This window comes from Vibrio anguillarum (assembly GCF_003390515.1).
GTDB lineage: Bacteria > Pseudomonadota > Gammaproteobacteria > Enterobacterales > Vibrionaceae > Vibrio > Vibrio anguillarum.
The window spans coordinates 2,360,623-2,376,807 of sequence record NZ_CP031479.1 but is presented as its reverse complement, the minus strand read 5'-3'; the positions used below and the strand labels follow the sequence as shown (position 1 = coordinate 2,376,807).

Annotated in this window: 16 protein-coding genes; 9 read left to right on the top strand and 7 right to left on the bottom strand. The window is 45.9% G+C overall.

What is annotated here, in order from left to right; translation table 11 throughout:
- From DD616_RS14155 to DD616_RS14135, 5 genes are all read left to right on the top strand, one after another.
- Nucleotides 1-501 (top strand): GspH/FimT family pseudopilin, encoded by a 501-nt coding sequence (locus DD616_RS14155; protein ID WP_017043370.1) that lies wholly within the window; start codon nucleotides 1-3, stop codon nucleotides 499-501.
- On the top strand, nucleotides 479-1,147 hold the full coding sequence (locus tag DD616_RS14150) for a PilW family protein (RefSeq protein ID WP_208871827.1): 669 nt from the start codon (nucleotides 479-481) through the stop codon (nucleotides 1,145-1,147). The genes DD616_RS14155 and DD616_RS14150 overlap by 23 nt, the downstream gene beginning before the upstream one ends.
- A complete protein-coding gene (locus DD616_RS14145; protein WP_208871826.1) occupies nucleotides 1,138-2,445 on the top strand; it encodes a hypothetical protein in 1,308 nt (435 codons plus the stop codon). The genes DD616_RS14150 and DD616_RS14145 overlap by 10 nt, the downstream gene beginning before the upstream one ends.
- On the top strand, nucleotides 2,435-2,848 hold the full coding sequence (locus DD616_RS14140; RefSeq protein ID WP_017045593.1) for a type IV pilus modification PilV family protein: 414 nt from the start codon (nucleotides 2,435-2,437) through the stop codon (nucleotides 2,846-2,848). The genes DD616_RS14145 and DD616_RS14140 overlap by 11 nt, the downstream gene beginning before the upstream one ends.
- Before the next feature lie 256 nt (nucleotides 2,849-3,104).
- The gene (locus tag DD616_RS14135; protein ID WP_017045592.1) at nucleotides 3,105-4,664 is read left to right on the top strand and encodes an AbgT family transporter; all 1,560 of its coding nucleotides are present in this window, start codon (nucleotides 3,105-3,107) and stop codon (nucleotides 4,662-4,664) included.
- Nucleotides 4,665-4,727: 63 nt separating this feature from the next.
- Here the strand turns inward: DD616_RS14135 and fghA are convergent, their stop codons facing one another.
- The gene (fghA, locus tag DD616_RS14130) at nucleotides 4,728-5,570 is read right to left on the bottom strand and encodes an S-formylglutathione hydrolase (protein ID WP_208871825.1); all 843 of its coding nucleotides are present in this window, start codon (nucleotides 5,568-5,570) and stop codon (nucleotides 4,728-4,730) included.
- A gap of 51 nt (nucleotides 5,571-5,621) precedes the next feature.
- Complete coding sequence (locus DD616_RS14125) at nucleotides 5,622-6,755, bottom strand: S-(hydroxymethyl)glutathione dehydrogenase/class III alcohol dehydrogenase (RefSeq protein WP_017045590.1); 1,134 nt, start codon at nucleotides 6,753-6,755, stop codon at nucleotides 5,622-5,624.
- Between the two features lie 126 nt (nucleotides 6,756-6,881).
- Between DD616_RS14125 and DD616_RS14120 the strand changes: the two genes are divergently transcribed.
- Complete coding sequence (locus DD616_RS14120) at nucleotides 6,882-7,769, top strand: LysR family transcriptional regulator (protein ID WP_208871824.1); 888 nt, start codon at nucleotides 6,882-6,884, stop codon at nucleotides 7,767-7,769.
- Nucleotides 7,770-7,789: 20 nt separating this feature from the next.
- Nucleotides 7,790-8,305, top strand: coding sequence for a tRNA adenosine(34) deaminase TadA (gene tadA, locus DD616_RS14115; RefSeq protein WP_181185585.1), 516 nt, complete (start codon nucleotides 7,790-7,792; stop codon nucleotides 8,303-8,305).
- Between the two features lie 37 nt (nucleotides 8,306-8,342).
- Here the strand turns inward: tadA and DD616_RS17440 are convergent, their stop codons facing one another.
- Together DD616_RS17440 and mltF are read right to left on the bottom strand one after the other, a co-directional pair.
- Complete coding sequence (locus DD616_RS17440) at nucleotides 8,343-8,477, bottom strand: hypothetical protein (protein ID WP_254917022.1); 135 nt, start codon at nucleotides 8,475-8,477, stop codon at nucleotides 8,343-8,345.
- A gap of 209 nt (nucleotides 8,478-8,686) precedes the next feature.
- A complete protein-coding gene (gene mltF, locus DD616_RS14110; protein ID WP_094166380.1) occupies nucleotides 8,687-10,225 on the bottom strand; it encodes a membrane-bound lytic murein transglycosylase MltF in 1,539 nt (512 codons plus the stop codon).
- Nucleotides 10,226-10,536: 311 nt separating this feature from the next.
- Here mltF and purL point away from each other — a divergent pair, with 311 nt between their 5' ends.
- Both purL and DD616_RS14095 read left to right on the top strand, forming a co-directional pair.
- The gene (purL, locus tag DD616_RS14100; protein ID WP_094163630.1) at nucleotides 10,537-14,433 is read left to right on the top strand and encodes a phosphoribosylformylglycinamidine synthase; all 3,897 of its coding nucleotides are present in this window, start codon (nucleotides 10,537-10,539) and stop codon (nucleotides 14,431-14,433) included.
- A 240-nt stretch (nucleotides 14,434-14,673) separates the two neighbouring features.
- Complete coding sequence (locus DD616_RS14095) at nucleotides 14,674-14,907, top strand: DUF3622 domain-containing protein (protein ID WP_010319076.1); 234 nt, start codon at nucleotides 14,674-14,676, stop codon at nucleotides 14,905-14,907.
- A 79-nt stretch (nucleotides 14,908-14,986) separates the two neighbouring features.
- Here DD616_RS14095 and DD616_RS14090 read toward each other — a convergent pair whose 3' ends face one another.
- The 3 genes from DD616_RS14090 to DD616_RS14080 all read right to left on the bottom strand — a co-directional run bounded on the left by DD616_RS14090 (nucleotide 14,987) and on the right by DD616_RS14080 (nucleotide 16,134).
- Complete coding sequence (locus DD616_RS14090; RefSeq protein ID WP_026028112.1) at nucleotides 14,987-15,178, bottom strand: DUF4250 domain-containing protein; 192 nt, start codon at nucleotides 15,176-15,178, stop codon at nucleotides 14,987-14,989.
- Entirely contained in the window at nucleotides 15,178-15,384 is a 207-nt protein-coding gene (locus tag DD616_RS14085) for a YaeP family protein (RefSeq protein ID WP_208871823.1), read from the bottom strand. The genes DD616_RS14090 and DD616_RS14085 overlap by 1 nt, the downstream gene beginning before the upstream one ends.
- A 108-nt stretch (nucleotides 15,385-15,492) precedes the next feature.
- Complete coding sequence (locus DD616_RS14080; protein ID WP_208871822.1) at nucleotides 15,493-16,134, bottom strand: tellurite resistance TerB family protein; 642 nt, start codon at nucleotides 16,132-16,134, stop codon at nucleotides 15,493-15,495.
- Between the last annotated feature and the right edge of the window lie 51 nt (nucleotides 16,135-16,185).

Genomic DNA, 16,185 nt, shown 5'->3' with positions numbered 1-16,185 from the left:
ATGGCTCGCGGGTTTACTTTACTTGAGCTGCTTATCACGGTTTCCGTTTTGTCTATTTTACTCACGATAGCGGCTCCCAATTTCAAACAAGTCAGTGATACGCAAAAGATGCAACGTTTAGCGGGTGAGATTAATGGCTTGATGATGAGCGCCCGTTCGGAAGCAGTAATGAGAAAGCAGCCGCTATGGGCACATATTGTCATGTCGGGTTCGGTTAATAGCCAAGGTGAATGGCAAATCGTGCTGACTAATTCAGGAACCTATCCCGGGGGGCAAGTGATTTCATCGCTATCGGGGCAACCTTATCGAAATATTGAATTGGGGGTGAATTACCCGTCAAATCAGATCCATTTTGAAGCCATTAATGGCCGAGCTGTAAATGGGAGCCTTGATTTTTCAACACACCAAGGTGCACTCAAATTCACGACCTATAGACCTTCAGGACGAATGCGCCTATGTGGTAATGGAGGAGACTATTTTGGTTTTAAGCAGTGCAGCTAACATACCGAGAGCAAAAAAGCATACCTATAAAGCTCATATCGCTGAAACCAAGCAGATGGGGGCAACGTTAATTGAGTTCATGGTGGCATCCATGCTTGGCTTGATTGCGATAGCCATTATCGGCTCTGTATTCATCACTGGGCAGAAGGTAGCGACCGAAAGAGGCAAGGAGCTACTGCTACTGCAACAAGTGACGGGCGCGCTGCAATACCTCAAACAAGATATTCAACGTGCAGGTTATGATGGCGGTCATGGTAACTCACTCACGTTATTGGATAGCGATGATATCGTTTTTGTTTCGGCCGACCAATCAACGCTCGCGTATGCCTACCTTGATGATACGGGGGTAACGAAACAGATCAGAAATGTTGGGTTTGTCATGACTTCTGGCGCGTTGGGTGTCTGTGACAGGCCGACGTCTGTGATTTCAGGGGCTAAAACCGTTTCCCAAGCGACGGCTGGTTGCTCTGCTATTTTTGATACTAACCAGATTAATGTGACTCATTTTCAAGCCCAGCGAGCATCATTAGCAGCGAATGGTGTGAGCTCAGCCTACATGACGATCTCTATGGCAGCAGAGTTGGTGGGGGATAGCCGTGTATCAACATCATTTGGAGTGGCAATAAAACAAAGGAATTGGCAGTAATGAAGCAAGCTCAGCAAGGCGCTGTAACGTTATTGATCACCACGCTTTTGTTGGTGCTCGCTTTAGTGGTGGCATTAGGCTCCTACCGTTCACTCTTTTTTCAGATCAAACGAGCACAAAATGAGGTGCAAGCGAGGCAACAGCATTGGCGAGCAGAAGGGGGGCTTGAGTGTGGTTATAGCCATATTGTGAACAATAAAAATAGTTCAATTCCCAATAACCTCAATACCTTGTGTGTCGATTTAGAGTTAACGTACCTCTCTGCAGACCCTACTAACGCCAGTACACTTATGTCCCAGTATCAAATGACGACGTTGAAAAAGAACATTCTGTTTCAACGTGGGAGAAGTCCAGGAGCCATTCGTTCTACTTCAGACTTAATAGTGTTTGGCTCTACACTTATTTCTCCACCAGATCCCGGGCCCAAAAATAGTGATGGGAAATATGAATGCGCGGCTATCGCCGTTGCTAAATATGTTATTGCTACGGCGGGAGTGACAAATAATGGTGTTGGGAGTGCTATTCAAAAACCAAGCGCTGTTTTTGACAATAGTGCCGATTGCGCGCCGACGCATAAAACGAACAGTAGTTCACAAAGCGGTATTTGGAAAAATAGTAGCGGTCTTTATGAAGCAGTCGATGTCAAAAATGATATTTACCGAGATGAAACGCTAAACCCATTTAAAGATCTCTTTGGTTACGAACGGGGAGAATGGGAAAAAGCACGCGACGATACTGAATTTAAGTTCTTGAGTTACACAATGACCAGTGGTGATGTTGATTGTGTTTCGAAATTTAAAGGTGCTTTGGTTCTTGGTCAGCCGAATCAAGTATGGATTGATGGCAGTTGTCAACTTAACCAAGCATCGATTGATACAATGTCCACCATACAAAATGCTCATCCTGGAACTTACCTTTTTTTGCTGGTGCATAATGGCGTGTTAGGGATTCGAGGGAGTGGCAGCATTCAAGGGGTGCTCTTTCATTTTAACAGTGGATTTGCCGCTGATACGGCAAATTGGAATGGATTTGATACTGAACTCATCGCGGATCTCAATGCTAATTTTGATGCACCGATAAAAACATTGTACGGCAGCGCTACCACCTTGACGCCAAAGCACGCTACCTACTCACAGTCGGGATCTTTTCAATTTACCGGAGGAATGGCCTTTGATACCCAAGGTCAGATAGCACTATTTTATAACTCGCTACGTTTGCAATATAACAGTGATATTGAAAACAGCTTTTCCTTTTCGGTTCCACCTAGATGGCAAAAAGGTTCATGGAATGATCTCTAAGCAGCAAGGATTTAGCCTAATAGAAGTAATGATATCGTTTGTTCTAATTGGTGTTGGGGCACTGGGTTTGGTCAAATTACAAGTGTTGGTTGAGCAAAAGGCGGATTTTGCCGTTCATAGTATCGAAGCACTACATTTGGCCGAACAAAAGTTGGAATGGTTTCGTAGCCGTGGCGCTTCTGCCGCGATTTCTACTCTCACGCCAGCGAATTTTGATAGTGATATTGTCAACGGACAAGATCACTCACATCCCTTTTATACACTCAGTTGGTCAGTACCAACGGTCTCTTTATCGGGCTCACTGAAAACCATTTATATCGAGTCCTATTGGCATGATCGTCAGGGAAATAAGCAGTCGGTTGAGCTGAAAACCATGATTTCGCAGTTCAGTGAGTTTGATTAGCGTCTCGATGCTTATATAAAAATGAAATATTTGATTTTGCAAATTGGTTACTGATTTGTAGGAAAAAAGAGCATAAGAATGTGTTTGGATTGTTGTGGCGGAATGCTGTTTTTGCAAAACATGTCCCCGTTTTTGTAAAAAACTGTAGAAGCTTGTGCTTTGGTTGAGGCTTTTTTATAGAATAACCGACGATTAATAGGTCGGCTAAATAAATTGATATAGGCCTACAGCAGCAACATCACATATGGAGTTACGAATGAGTAATCAAGTCGTAAAACAAGCACCATTTCCGAAGCCGAGCGGTATGGATCGCTTTTTAAATTTTATTGAACGTGCAGGAAATAAAATTCCTGACCCTGCGATTTTGTTCTTCTGGGCATTGATTATTGTTTGGGTTTCATCGGCACTGTTATCGAATGTGACATTTGATTTGACCAACCCTCGAACGGGTGAAGCATTGCAGGTGAATAACCTACTGACAGGTAAAGCGCTCGCGAGTTTTCTAGCCAATATGGTGACCACATTCACCAGTTTTGCGCCGCTAGGTATCGTGCTGGTTGCCATGCTCGGTGTGGGAGTGGCTGATTCTTCAGGGTTTATCACTACAGGCCTTAAGAAAATGCTAAATTTCACGCCAGCGAAACTACTAACACCGATGCTGATTTTGGTGGCGATAGTGTCGCATACGGCTGCTGATGCTGGTTATGTATTGGTTATTCCTCTGGGTGGGATTATTTTCCATGCGGCAGGGCGTCATCCACTGGCCGGTATTGCAGCCGCATTTGCTGGTGTTTCTGGTGGCTTTTCAGCGAACTTTATCCCTTCTGGTATTGATCCTTTGCTCGCTGGTTTTACACAAACCGCCGCACAAATTTTGGATCCTCAATACATAGTGAATCCGCTGGCGAACATTTTCTTCACGGGTTTATCTTCGGTGATCATCGTCGCGATTGGTTGGTATGTGACTGAGAAAATTATTGAACCTCGTCTAGCGAATATGCCTGTCGATGAAGATGCGGAAATAGCGCCTGATCTAGGAACATTCAGCGCAACGGAATCGAGGGCATTTCGTTTTGCTGGCTGGGCAATGGTGGTAGGTATTGCATTACTAGTAGCGGCTTTGATCCCAGAAAACTCAGCACTGCGTTCGCCTGATGGTGAGCTAACGGCCTTTTCTGCTCCAGTGATGAAGTCGATCGTTCCTTTGATTTTTATCTTGTTTATTATTCCGGGAATTGTGTATGGCCGAGTGGCTGGCACCTTTAAAAACAGTAATGACGTGATAAAAGCGATGTCTGGCACCATGGCTACGATGGGCGCATACATAGTGATGTCGTTCTTCTGTGCTCAGTTCCTATCAGCGTTTGGTCAATCTAATATTGGTACTATGTTGGCATTGTATGGTGCCGAAGGCCTAAAAGCGATGGACTTACCCGGCCAAGCAACGATTGTGGGGATGATTTTACTCACGGCTAGCGTTAATTTGCTGGTGGGTTCGGCCTCGGCAAAATGGGCATTGATTGGTCCAATTCTGGTACCTATGCTGATGGCGGTAGGGATTTCTCCCGAGCTATCGCAAGCGGCTTACCGCGTGGGCGATTCGGTTTCTAACATTATCTCTCCACTGATGGTCTTCTTCCCATTAGTCGTGGTGTATTGCCAACGTTATGTAAAATCGACGGGCATTGGCACCTTGGCTTCAATGATGATGCCTTTCTCCATTGCGATGCTGATTGGTTGGACGCTGTTCCTGCTCGCTTACTGGGCTTTTGGTATTCCGCTAGGGGTGCAAGCGCCTTACACATACAGCTTGTAGCGTTAACGTTATTTATCGAGTCTGAATTAAAAGCCCGCGAGTGTATCGCGGGCTTTTTCAATCTCATTTGTGCAGATGTTGCGCGTGAAATGCTAAGTGATCATCAATGAAACTTTGAATGAAAAAATAACTGTGATCATAACCTTTATGCATTCTTAACGAGAGTGGGCTATTGCTCGCTTGTGCAGCGGCGAGTAAGCGTTCAGGTTTAAGCTGTTCGTGTAAAAACGGGTCTTCCTCTCCTTGGTCAACCAAAATGGGTAAGGATGATGAGTGAGTGGTGAGCAATTCAACCGCATCGTATTGTTTCCAATCTTGCTGGTTATTACCAAGGTAGTGGCGAAATGCTTTTTGCCCCCAAGGGCAGTGTATTGGGTTGCTTATCGGGCTAAAGGCTGAAATCGAGCGATAGCGTTGAGGGTTTTTCAATCCGATGGTTAATGCACCATGGCCACCCATACTGTGTCCTGCAATCGCTCGCTGTTGGTTTACGGGAAAATGTTGCTCTATTAAGGCTGGAAGTTCTTGCACAATGTAGCTGTACATTTGGTAGTGCTTATCCCAAGGCGCTTGAGTTGCGTTGAGGTAAAATCCTGCGCCAAGGCCAAAATCATACGCTCCTTGCGGGTCGTCAGGAACACCTTCACCTCTTGGGCTGGTATCGGCGGCAACAATCGCGATACCGAGCTTAGCCGCGCTTTGAAATGCGCCAGCTTTTTGCATGAAGTTTTCATCGCTGCATGTTAAGCCGGATAACCAATACAACACCGGAACCGATTGATAGGCCACTTGAGGTGGAAGATAAATAGCAAAACGCATACTGCACCCTAGTACTTGTGATGAATGCGTGTACTGTTTATGCCAGCCTTCAAATACTTTGGCTTGGCTAATGTTTTCAATGTGCATAGCAAGTTTCCCCACCCAGCCCTTTAAGAAAAAAGGGCTGGCTATTAAGGCTTATTGGTCAAAATGAATCACAGAACGAATACTTTCGCCTTTATGCATTAAATCAAAGGCTTGGTTTATATCCTCTAAACCCATGGTATGGGTAATAAACTCTTGCAAACCAAATTCGCCCGCCAGATAGCGCTCGACAATGTGTGGCAGTTCCGAGCGGCCTTTTACGCCGCCAAATGCACTACCACGCCATACTCTGCCCGTCACTAATTGGAAAGGGCGAGTTGATATTTCTTGGCCCGCGCCAGCCACACCAATAATGACCGATTCTCCCCAGCCTTTATGGCAGCATTCTAACGCTTGGCGCATTACATTGACGTTACCGATGCACTCAAAAGAAAAATCAACACCGCCATCAGTCATCTCAATAATCACTTCTTGGATTGGCTTAGTCAGAGTTTTCGGGTTCAGGCAGTCCGTTGCACCAAGCTGAGTAGCAAGCTCAAACTTACTCTCATTGATATCAATGCCAATAATACGGCTGGCACCGGCCATTCTTGCGCCAATAATGGCGGAAAGCCCGATGCCGCCTAGGCCAAAGATGGCCACAGTATCACCTTGTTTAACTTTGGCCGTATTAAGCACCGCGCCCATGCCCGTTGTGACACCACAACCGAGCAAGCAGACCTCTTCTAATGGCGCCGCTTTATTGACCTTAGCCAAGGAAATTTCTGGCAACACGGTATACTCAGAAAAGGTGGAGCAACCCATATAATGGAAAATGGGTTGGCCGTCTTTATAGAAACGTGTAGTTCCATCAGGCATTAATCCTTTTCCTTGCGTTTCACGTACTGCTTGGCACAGGTTAGTTTTACCTGATTTACAGAATTTGCATTCACCACACTCTGCGGTGTACAAGGGAATGACATGATCTCCTACCTCGACGCTGGTTACCCCTTCACCAATCCGCTCAACGATACCGCCGCCTTCGTGGCCGAGGATAACCGGAAAAATCCCTTCAGGGTCTTCACCAGATAGCGTAAAGGCATCGGTATGACAAACGCCGCTCGCAATAATACGCACCAACACTTCGCCTTTTTGGGGCAACATAACGTCAACCTCCTCGACTTTTAGTGGTTGATTTGGCCCCCACGCAATCGCCGCGCGAGATTTAATGAATTGATGTGATGACATAAGATTTTCCTTTGCACATTACTTGAAGTTTCAAGTGAGTTGGGGAGAGTGACAGTATATTCCCTTCTTGAAATTTGATAATCGGTCTAAAATAAGAATCACTTTTACTTATCAGTAATAATTAAGATGGCGAGTTGGGAAGGCATTCATGAATTTGTTGCGGTGGCTGAAACTGGAAGTTTTACCGCAGCAGCGCACAAACTATCGACATCAGTGGCGAATGTCAGTCGACGTATTGCGCTATTAGAAGAGCGCTTGGCGGTAAAGTTGTTGCAACGTACCACGCGGCGAGTCTCCCTGACCGAAGCGGGTCAACTCTATTATCATCAGTGTCGGCAATTGGTTGAAGGCTTAGCGCAGGCTGATCTTGCTGTCACGCAGATGCAGCAAACGCCGTCAGGTTTACTGAAAGTGACCGCTCCGGTGACTTATGGTGAGCAGAAAGTCGCGCCTTTGCTGCATGAGTTTTTACAGTTACATCCTCAATTGGAGTTGGAACTGATACTCACTAACCAAAAATTGGATCTGATTGCGGAAGGAATTGATGTCGCCGTACGATTAGGGCAGTTAGATGATTCGAGTTTTATTGGCAAAAAGTTATCCAACCGACAACTGTTTGTCTGCGCTAGCCCTGACTATTTGGTGAAATATGGCACTCCCTATTCATTGTCAGAGTTGGTTCATCACCAATGTTTACAAGGCACTATGAACTATTGGCGATTTAAGGATCAGCAACGCTCTCGTGAAATCGGTGTTAAAGGAAAAATTAAATGCAACAGCGGTGTGGCGTTATTGAATGCCGCGTTGCAAGGGATTGGAATCGCACAATTGCCCGACTATTATGTAGAGCCGTATTTGCTCTCGGGTAAGTTGCAAGAAGTGCTACATCAGTACCGAGATGATCGTGAAGGTGTATGGGCCTTATACCCACAAAATCGCCATTTGTCCTCAAAAGTTAGGCTGCTGGTGGATTTTCTGGCAGAACGGCTATCGTCCGCTAACGGCAAAGGCTAGTGAAAGAGAAAATAGGATATATGAATACACAGTTTACCGTTCAAGATCAAAAGTTTATGCGCCGAGCCATCGCGCTTGCCAATCTTGCAGAACAAGCAGGTGAAGTGCCTGTGGGCGCTGTGCTTGTTAAAGATGGCGAAATAATTGCTGAAGGTTGGAATGCCTCTATTGGTCAACATGATGCGACAGCGCACGCTGAAATTCAGGCTCTGCGTCAAGCAGGTCAACAGTTACAAAATTATCGTTTGCTTGATACTACCTTATACGTCACTTTGGAGCCTTGTCCAATGTGCGCAGGCGCACTGCTGCATAGCCGAGTCAAAAGGATTGTCTTTGGCGCTCCAGATCTCAAAGCTGGGGCGGCCGGTACGGTGCTGAATTTATTTGAAAGCCAAGCCTCCTATCATTACGCGACGGTCGATAAAGGATTGTTAGAAGAGGAGTGTCGGGAGCAACTGCAATCTTTTTTTAGACGAAGACGCGCAGAGATACAGGCGGAAAAACAGCGGAATAAGCAACAGAGTGATGGGTTTTAGCAAACATCCACTTTGAGTAGATGTTTGCCGCTGAAGGTTAAGCAGAGATTAATTGCATAAACGCACGGTTACGCCAGATAATTTTCTTTTTATTATTGGATAACATACGCTTACGACGGTTCGCTGCCACCGTTTTATTAAGGTGTTTTGATAGCTTTTTACGTTTAAGCATAAACAACCTCCTACTGCTGAGTTTTGACAATGATCCCTAATGGTTTAGGGTGCCTTATGACAATCTTAATCTGCCTTTATAGTGCAGGATTGTTACCATAATATGAAACTTAGGAAACGATCTTTTTCACGTTTTGATGTATGGGCTGCACACTTGGAAATCAAGTGTGCAATTTTCGTTCAACGTGGAAGATTTAGCTATTATTATGCTTATTGAGCTATGGGGTCGAGATACTGATTATCCTGCGCCTCATCGGCCGATTCCATAGCTTCTAACGCGGCCTCCTCCTCCTCAATACTGATCACAACCAAATCATCAGTACCTGAACTATTGTCTATCTGCTTTTGTTGATCAACATGGCCAATAATACTTTGATAATAGCGACGAATATTTTCAACGTAGGCCTTGGCTTCGTCACCTCGCGCGTAGCCATATCGAGTCTGGCTGAAGTATTTCTTTTGTCTCAGTTGAGGGAGGCGTTCTTTGACTTCAGTCCATGAATCAGGGTTCGCACCTTGTTGCTTGGTTAAGCGTCTTGCATCCATCATATGCCCATAGCCGACGTTATAGGAAGCGAGAGCAAACCAAATTTTCTCATGTTCTGGGATGGAGTCTGGTATACGCTGTACCATCCGACGCAGGTATTCGACACCACCACGAATCGATTGTTCCGGATCGAGTCGATTGGCGACACCAACACTTCTTGCCGTAGGGAGAGTCAACATCATCATACCGCGGACCCCGGTGGGGGATTTAGCTAATGGATTCCAGTGAGACTCTTGATAAGCTAAGGCGGCAATCAATCGCCAATCAAACTCGTCAGAATATTGTTGGAAAAGAGGGGCCCATTTTGGTAAGCGGACATCGAGTGCTCTAATAAAGGCGCGCGTATCGACATAATCAAACGTGCCCACGTGACCAATATATTTCTCTTCCAAGGCCGCTAATTGACCAGATTGTTTAAGGTTGCCAAAAAACTCAATCATCAAGGCGTATAAGCTTTCATCTTCAGAACGACGCATATACCAAGCGATAGGCTGATCTTCAGTTAATTCAAAGGCGACGGCTAAGTCAGGGTAGATTCGCTGCGACAGCGAGACTTCGACCGAATCAGCCATGGTAAATAGCAGTTCGCCATTCGAAACCTGTTTTAAAAGGTCGTTAACGTCGGCGTTATTATTCACATTGTACTGAAACTCTGGGTAGATCTGTTTAATGTCGCTGAGCGTATTTTCAAAGTGGGATTCATTCACGATAGAAAAAACGCTGTCACCTTCATGACCAGCAATCAGTTCCGGTTGTTTTTCCAGTAATTGTTTTAAATTTCTTGGACGCCAGTTGCCTTTCTTATAGACGACTTGTTGGCTGACATAGTAATAAGCGGGCCCTGTTCTGAACTCATTCAAGCGTTGATTCGATTGACTTAACCCTGCTGCAACAACGTCGATTTCCCCATTTTTCAGTGCAGGAAAGAGACTAGACAACCGATAAGCGGGTTTCATCTCTAGTTTAACCCCAAGCTGATTGGCAAATTCGCGTGCTAGTTCGTAGTCCAGCCCTGCCGGGCCATCTGGGCCAATGTAGTAGGAGAGTTGATTGTTCAACGTACCCACTCGCAATACGCCACGTTCACGAATATGGTCAAGCTCGCTTTTAGGATCTGAATCGATTTGGCAACCGACGACAAAAAGAGTGAGTAGGAAAATGGACAATGAGCGATGAAGCTGAATCAGATAATACTTTGGCATTTATGAGCGATCTCTTACATCAATTACTGCCTTTATATCAAAGGCGGCCATATTGGCAAAGTTTCAGATCAAAAACGGATGAAAAAGTGTCGGCGACCACGCTAATGTGGCTGTATTTCAAATTTGACAAAAAAATGACGCAAACGGTTGCTTTTGGTGTTACGTCACAAAAAGAATTCCTTTATAATGCGTTCGAAATCACGAGGTGAAATTGGTATGTATTCAGTTTTCTTTTATTAACTTATTGTATTTTAATGATTTTGAATTCATTCCAATTACACCTCAACCCACTGTATAAGAGACCTAAGCACATGAGAATTTTGCGTGGCTCCCCAGCGCTTTCTGAGTTTCGTGTTAACAAACTCGTTGAACTTTGTCGTGAACAGCAACTGCCTGTATCGGGTATTTACGCGGAGTTCATGCATTTTGCTGATCTCTCTGCGGATTTAGACGCTCAATCCCTTGAAAAATTAGAGAAACTACTCACTTATGGCCCAACGATTCAAGAACATGAGCCACAAGGTCTTCTTTTACTGGTCACTCCTCGCCCTGGAACCATCTCGCCTTGGTCTTCCAAGGCGACGGATATTGCGCATAACTGTGGTTTGAATGAGGTGAAGCGCTTAGAGCGAGGCACGGCTTACTACATCGAATTAGATCGCGAACTTTCTCAACCGCAACTTGTTACGCTTTATTCCCTGCTGTACGACCGAATGATGGAAGTCGTGTTTACCGATTTCGAATCAGCAACTTCACTGTTTAAAGTCGCTGAACCTGCTCCCGTAGCGTACGTCGACTTGCTGAATGGCGGCCGCTCAGCGCTTGAAAAAGCAAACGTTACCCTTGGGCTTGCATTGGCTGACGATGAAATTGATTATTTGTTCGAAAGCTTCGTCACTAAGCTTGAGCGTAATCCAACCGATATCGAATTAATGATGTTTGCTCAAGCAAACTCTGAGCATTGTCGCCATAAAATCTTCAATGCCGATTGGACTATTGATGGCGTTAAGCAAGATAAATCGCTGTTTAAGATGATCAAAAACACTTATGAAGTGACTCCTGATCACGTGCTGTCTGCCTATAAAGATAATGCCGCCGTCATGGTGGGTTCAGAAGTTGGGCGTTTTTTCCCTGATCCAGAGACACGCCAATATGGTTATCACCATGAAAAAGCGCATATTTTAATGAAGGTGGAAACACACAACCACCCGACGGCGATTGCTCCTTGGCCGGGCGCATCAACGGGTTCCGGTGGTGAAATTCGTGACGAAGGTGCAACGGGTATTGGTGGAAAACCTAAAGCCGGGTTAGTCGGTTTTACTACTTCAAACTTGCGTATTCCTAATTTTGTGCAGCCTTGGGAAACGGATTTTGGTAAACCGGGGCGCATTGTCACGGCACTCGATATTATGCTGGAAGGCCCGCTCGGTGGCGCGGCTTTTAACAACGAATTTGGTCGTCCCAACTTGTTAGGTTACTTCCGTACTTACGAAGAGAAAGTTAACTCTCACGCAGGTGAAGAAGTGCGTGGTTATCACAAACCAATCATGATTGCTGGTGGGATGGGGAATATCCGCGACGAGCATGTGCAGAAAAAAGAGATCCCTGTTGGCGCGAGCTTAATTGTACTCGGTGGTCCAGCAATGAACATTGGCCTTGGTGGGGGCGCCGCTTCTTCGATGGCATCTGGTCAATCTGCGGAAGATCTTGATTTTGCGTCGGTACAGCGTGAAAACCCAGAGATGGAACGCCGCTGCCAAGAGGTGATTGATCGCTGCTGGCAACTCGGTGAGGCGAATCCGATCGCTTTTATCCATGATGTGGGCGCTGGTGGTATCTCAAACGCATTGCCTGAGCTTGTTGATGATGGTGAACGTGGCGGTATTTTCCAACTGCGTGATGTACCTAACGATGAGCCGGGAATGAGCCCGCTTGAAATTTGGTGTAATGAATCACAAGAGCGTTACGTACTGGCTGTAGCGCCAGAAAACATGGCGCGCTTTGACGCCATTTGCCAACGTGAGCGCGCGCCTTATGCTGTTGTGGGCATTGCCACTGAAGAGCGTGAACTGAAATTGGAAGATTCACATTTCGACAATACGCCAATTGATATGCCGATGGACGTATTGCTTGGCAAAACACCTAAAATGTATCGTGATGTGAAGACGCTGAAAGTTAATAATCCAGCACTTGATCGCCGTGATATCGAATTGAACGAAGCGATTGATCGTATACTGCGTCTCCCTGCGGTTGCAGAAAAAACCTTCCTCATCACCATTGGTGACCGAACCGTCACTGGCTTGGTCGCTCGTGACCAAATGGTTGGTCCGTGGCAAGTGCCAGTAGCAAACTGCGCGGTCACTGCGGCAAGTTATGATACTTACCATGGCGAAGCGATGTCGATGGGTGAGCGCACGCCAGTTGCCTTGCTGGATTTTGGGGCATCGGCACGTTTAGCCGTGGGCGAAGCGATCACCAATATTGCCGCTACCCATATCGGTGATATCAAACACATTAAGTTGTCGGCGAACTGGATGTCACCAGCGGGTCACCCAGGTGAAGATGCTGGTTTGTATGAGGCAGTAAAAGCGGTCGGTGAAGAGCTTTGTCCTGCGCTCGGCCTGACTATCCCAGTGGGTAAAGATTCGATGTCGATGAAGACCAAATGGGATGAAAATGGCGAACAAAAAGAAGTGACCTCTCCGCTATCATTGGTGATCACGGCATTTGCTCGTGTTGAAGATGTACGTAACACCATCACCCCTCAGTTAAGAACCGATAAGGGCGAAACCTCACTGGTTTTGATTGATTTAGGTAATGGTAAGAATCGCTTGGGCGCAACGGCGTTAGCACAAGTCTACAAACAGTTGGGTGATAAACCCGCAGACGTAGATAATGCGGCGCAGCTTAAAGCTTTCTATGAAGCGATCCAAACCTTGGTCGCGAATCAGCAGATTATTGCCTATCACGATAAAGGTGACGGTGGTCTATTCGTTACTCTAGCTGAAATGGCCTTTGCTGGTCATTGTGGCGTGAAAGCCGATATCGCCGCGCTAGGTGATGATGCGTTGGCCGCGTTATTCAATGAAGAGCTGGGCGCAGTCATTCAAGTTCGTCACCACGATTTAGAGACGGTGATCTCGACGCTAACGGCGCATGGTTTACAAGCGTGTTCACACGTTATCGGTCGTGTTGACGCTTCTGATGAACTAGCCATTACCGCTGGTGAACAACCTATTGTTGTGCGTAACCGCACCGAACTTCGCACCATTTGGGCTGAAACTACGCATAAAATGCAAGCGCTACGCGATAACCCGCAGTGCGCGGATCAAGAGTTTGCAGCAAAACAAGATAACAGTGATAAAGGTCTTAACGTCAGTTTGAGCTTTGACGTGCAACAAGATGTTGCGGCACCGTATATTGCTAAAGGCGTGAAGCCAAAAATGGCTATTTTGCGCGAGCAAGGGGTTAACTCACACGTTGAAATGGCGGCAGCGTTTGATCGCGCAGGCTTTGAAACAACCGATATACACATGAGCGACATCTTAACGGGTCAAGCGGTGCTTGAAGAGTACCAAGGCCTCGTCGCATGTGGTGGGTTCTCTTATGGTGACGTATTGGGCGCGGGCGAAGGCTGGGCGAAATCAGTGCTGTTTAATGTACAAGCTCGTGAACAGTTCCAACGTTTCTTCCAACGTGAAGATACTTTCTCGCTAGGAGTGTGTAACGGCTGTCAAATGCTGTCGAATTTGAAAGAGTTAATCCCCGGCGCGGATTTATGGCCGCGTTTTGTGCGCAATGAATCAGAGCGTTTTGAAGCGCGCTTTAGCTTAGTGGAAGTGCAGCAATCTGATTCACTGTTTTTTAATGAGATGGTTGGCTCGCGCATGCCGATTGCGGTTTCGCATGGCGAAGGGCGCGTTGAAGTTCGTGATACAGCACATTTAACGGCGATTGAACAATCGGGCACCGTTGCGCTGCGTTTTGTGGATAACAACGGCCATGCCACGCAGCAATATCCGAACAACCCAAATGGTTCACCAAATGCCATTACAGGCTTAACGACTCAAGATGGCCGTGTGACGATCATGATGCCGCACCCAGAGCGCGTGTTCCGCACGGTAGCGAACTCTTGGCATCCTGATTCTTGGGGTGAAAACAGCCCATGGATGCGTATGTTCCAAAATGCACGTAAGAACTTAGGGTAACTCACCTTGTCGCCAGTGAGAGAAACGACTTAGTCTTGTTATTCCAGCCGCTGCAACTCAGCGGCTTTTTTGTTTACTTTGAGGATGAATTTTTTGTAAAAAATGCAGAAAAAAATTGTGATTTGTGCTCTAATGCCGCGCTTACCAAGGGATGGTGTTCAACATCCGCCGCCATATAATATAATGGCGCGCGACAAACGTTGATGAGTAATCCCTTATTATTCCCTTAGGAAAACGAAAATGTCAGAAAGTAAAAAATTTACCATCAAAGTGACTGAAAAGCGCAATGGTTGGGCGGCGGAAATCGTACGTCAAGTGACCTCTCGCAGAAGTGTTGTTTCAAAGCGCGAAATGGGTTTTGAAAGCGAAGCACAAGCACAAGCTTGGGCGGAAAAAGAGCTCAGTGGCTTTATTGAGAACCAAGCGAAACGCAATGAGCGTAAGGCTCTGGCAAGAAAAGAGAAAAAAGCTTAGTACAAAAAATCTGAGTGCTGTGCTTTAAGAACTGTTATTTGAACGAAAACCCGCTTTAAATTAGCGGGTTTTTTATGCCTTAACGAAATTGACCGATTTGCGGTAAAAACTCAAAACCTGCACTGGCTAAGCGAGCCTCTAATGCTGCCCGATCGATATCAAAGTCATCCGCCAGCTTATCAAGATCGCCATTAAAATCATCACGTAGCTTCATATTGATGATGCTCATCAGCATGATTGGATCCATTGTGGCAAAATTGGCTAAATTCATCACTTATCCTCGAAATCAGAAATCAGCAAGTTAGCTGCCGCAAAGGCTGCTTGCTCTCGAACCGCTTTTGACAGCGATTCGTCTGCTGCGACATCATTCAAGGTTTTGATGGCGCAGGAGATTGCTTGAGGAATATAAGCTTGATCACCACTGCCTATCTGCGCATAAAGCTCGCGCACTAATTCACAACAACCGTAAACTTGCATAGATTAAATCCTAACTAATGATAATGGCTCTCAATATACACATTACGTTTGGCAAAGACAAAATCAGAACTTGCGTTTGCGCAAGCTCTGATTGCATGTGATGAAACTTTAAGCATTCACTTGCTGCTCTAGCGCCATGACCAGATCGTCGGCTAGCTGTAGTTGCTTAGCGAGCTCGTTCAGATACGCTTTTTCCATGAAATTTTGTTCATCGGCGATAAGTAAAGAGGCCAGATAAAGCTCACTCGCTTGTGCGGGCGTTGTGGCTAACTGTGCAATAGCCGTGGGATCGAGCGGTTTATGCAGCTCATTTTTTACCAGCAGCTGCAATTGGTTATCTGCGCCCATTTCAGAGATGGCTTGCTCAATTTTCGCCATTTCTTGTTCATCCACATGGCCATCAGCTTTTGCGGCGGCAATCATCGCTTTTAGGATCAGCGTGCTGTGGCTAGCATCATTAGGGTCAAAGCTAGACTGCGGTTGAGTGGTCGTTTGTTTTGCTTGCCAGTCATTATACGCTTTATAGGCTAGTGCGCCGAGCGCCGCTGCTCCACCAATCCCTATCACTTTAGTGCCTATTTTTTTTGCTTTCTTCGAGCCCATCAATAAACCGATTAGGCCACCACCGAGTGCACCAGCTCCTAAGGTTTTGAGTTTACTTGAATCTTGTGTGATAGCGCCGAGTTGGCTTGAACCTTGTTTTACGATGTCTGAATTCAATGCTTGGTTAAGCAAACTTTTTAGATTCATAGGTCACCTCCATTAATAATGGATTAAAGAATAGATCACCGTAGATGAATC

Bases quoted from the DNA above. Each gene is read 5' to 3' on its own strand.
- DD616_RS14135 (WP_017045592.1), top strand. From the start codon at position 3,105: ATGAGTAATCAAGTCGTAAAACAAGCACCATTTCCGAAGCCGAGCGGT.
- DD616_RS14090 (WP_026028112.1), bottom strand. From the start codon at position 15,178: ATGAATTTAGCCAATTTTGCCACAATGGATCCAATCATGCTGATGAGC.
- DD616_RS14080 (WP_208871822.1), bottom strand. From the start codon at position 16,134: ATGAATCTAAAAAGTTTGCTTAACCAAGCATTGAATTCAGACATCGTA.
- DD616_RS14140 (WP_017045593.1), top strand. From the start codon at position 2,435: ATGATCTCTAAGCAGCAAGGATTTAGCCTAATAGAAGTAATGATATCG.
- tadA (WP_181185585.1), top strand. From the start codon at position 7,790: ATGAATACACAGTTTACCGTTCAAGATCAAAAGTTTATGCGCCGAGCC.
- DD616_RS14120 (WP_208871824.1), top strand. From the start codon at position 6,882: ATGGCGAGTTGGGAAGGCATTCATGAATTTGTTGCGGTGGCTGAAACT.
- purL (WP_094163630.1), top strand. From the start codon at position 10,537: ATGAGAATTTTGCGTGGCTCCCCAGCGCTTTCTGAGTTTCGTGTTAAC.
- DD616_RS14095 (WP_010319076.1), top strand. From the start codon at position 14,674: ATGTCAGAAAGTAAAAAATTTACCATCAAAGTGACTGAAAAGCGCAAT.
- DD616_RS14085 (WP_208871823.1), bottom strand. From the start codon at position 15,384: ATGCAAGTTTACGGTTGTTGTGAATTAGTGCGCGAGCTTTATGCGCAG.
- mltF (WP_094166380.1), bottom strand. From the start codon at position 10,225: ATGCCAAAGTATTATCTGATTCAGCTTCATCGCTCATTGTCCATTTTC.
- fghA (WP_208871825.1), bottom strand. From the start codon at position 5,570: ATGCACATTGAAAACATTAGCCAAGCCAAAGTATTTGAAGGCTGGCAT.
- DD616_RS17440 (WP_254917022.1), bottom strand. From the start codon at position 8,477: ATGCTTAAACGTAAAAAGCTATCAAAACACCTTAATAAAACGGTGGCA.
- DD616_RS14125 (WP_017045590.1), bottom strand. From the start codon at position 6,755: ATGTCATCACATCAATTCATTAAATCTCGCGCGGCGATTGCGTGGGGG.
- DD616_RS14155 (WP_017043370.1), top strand. From the start codon at position 1: ATGGCTCGCGGGTTTACTTTACTTGAGCTGCTTATCACGGTTTCCGTT.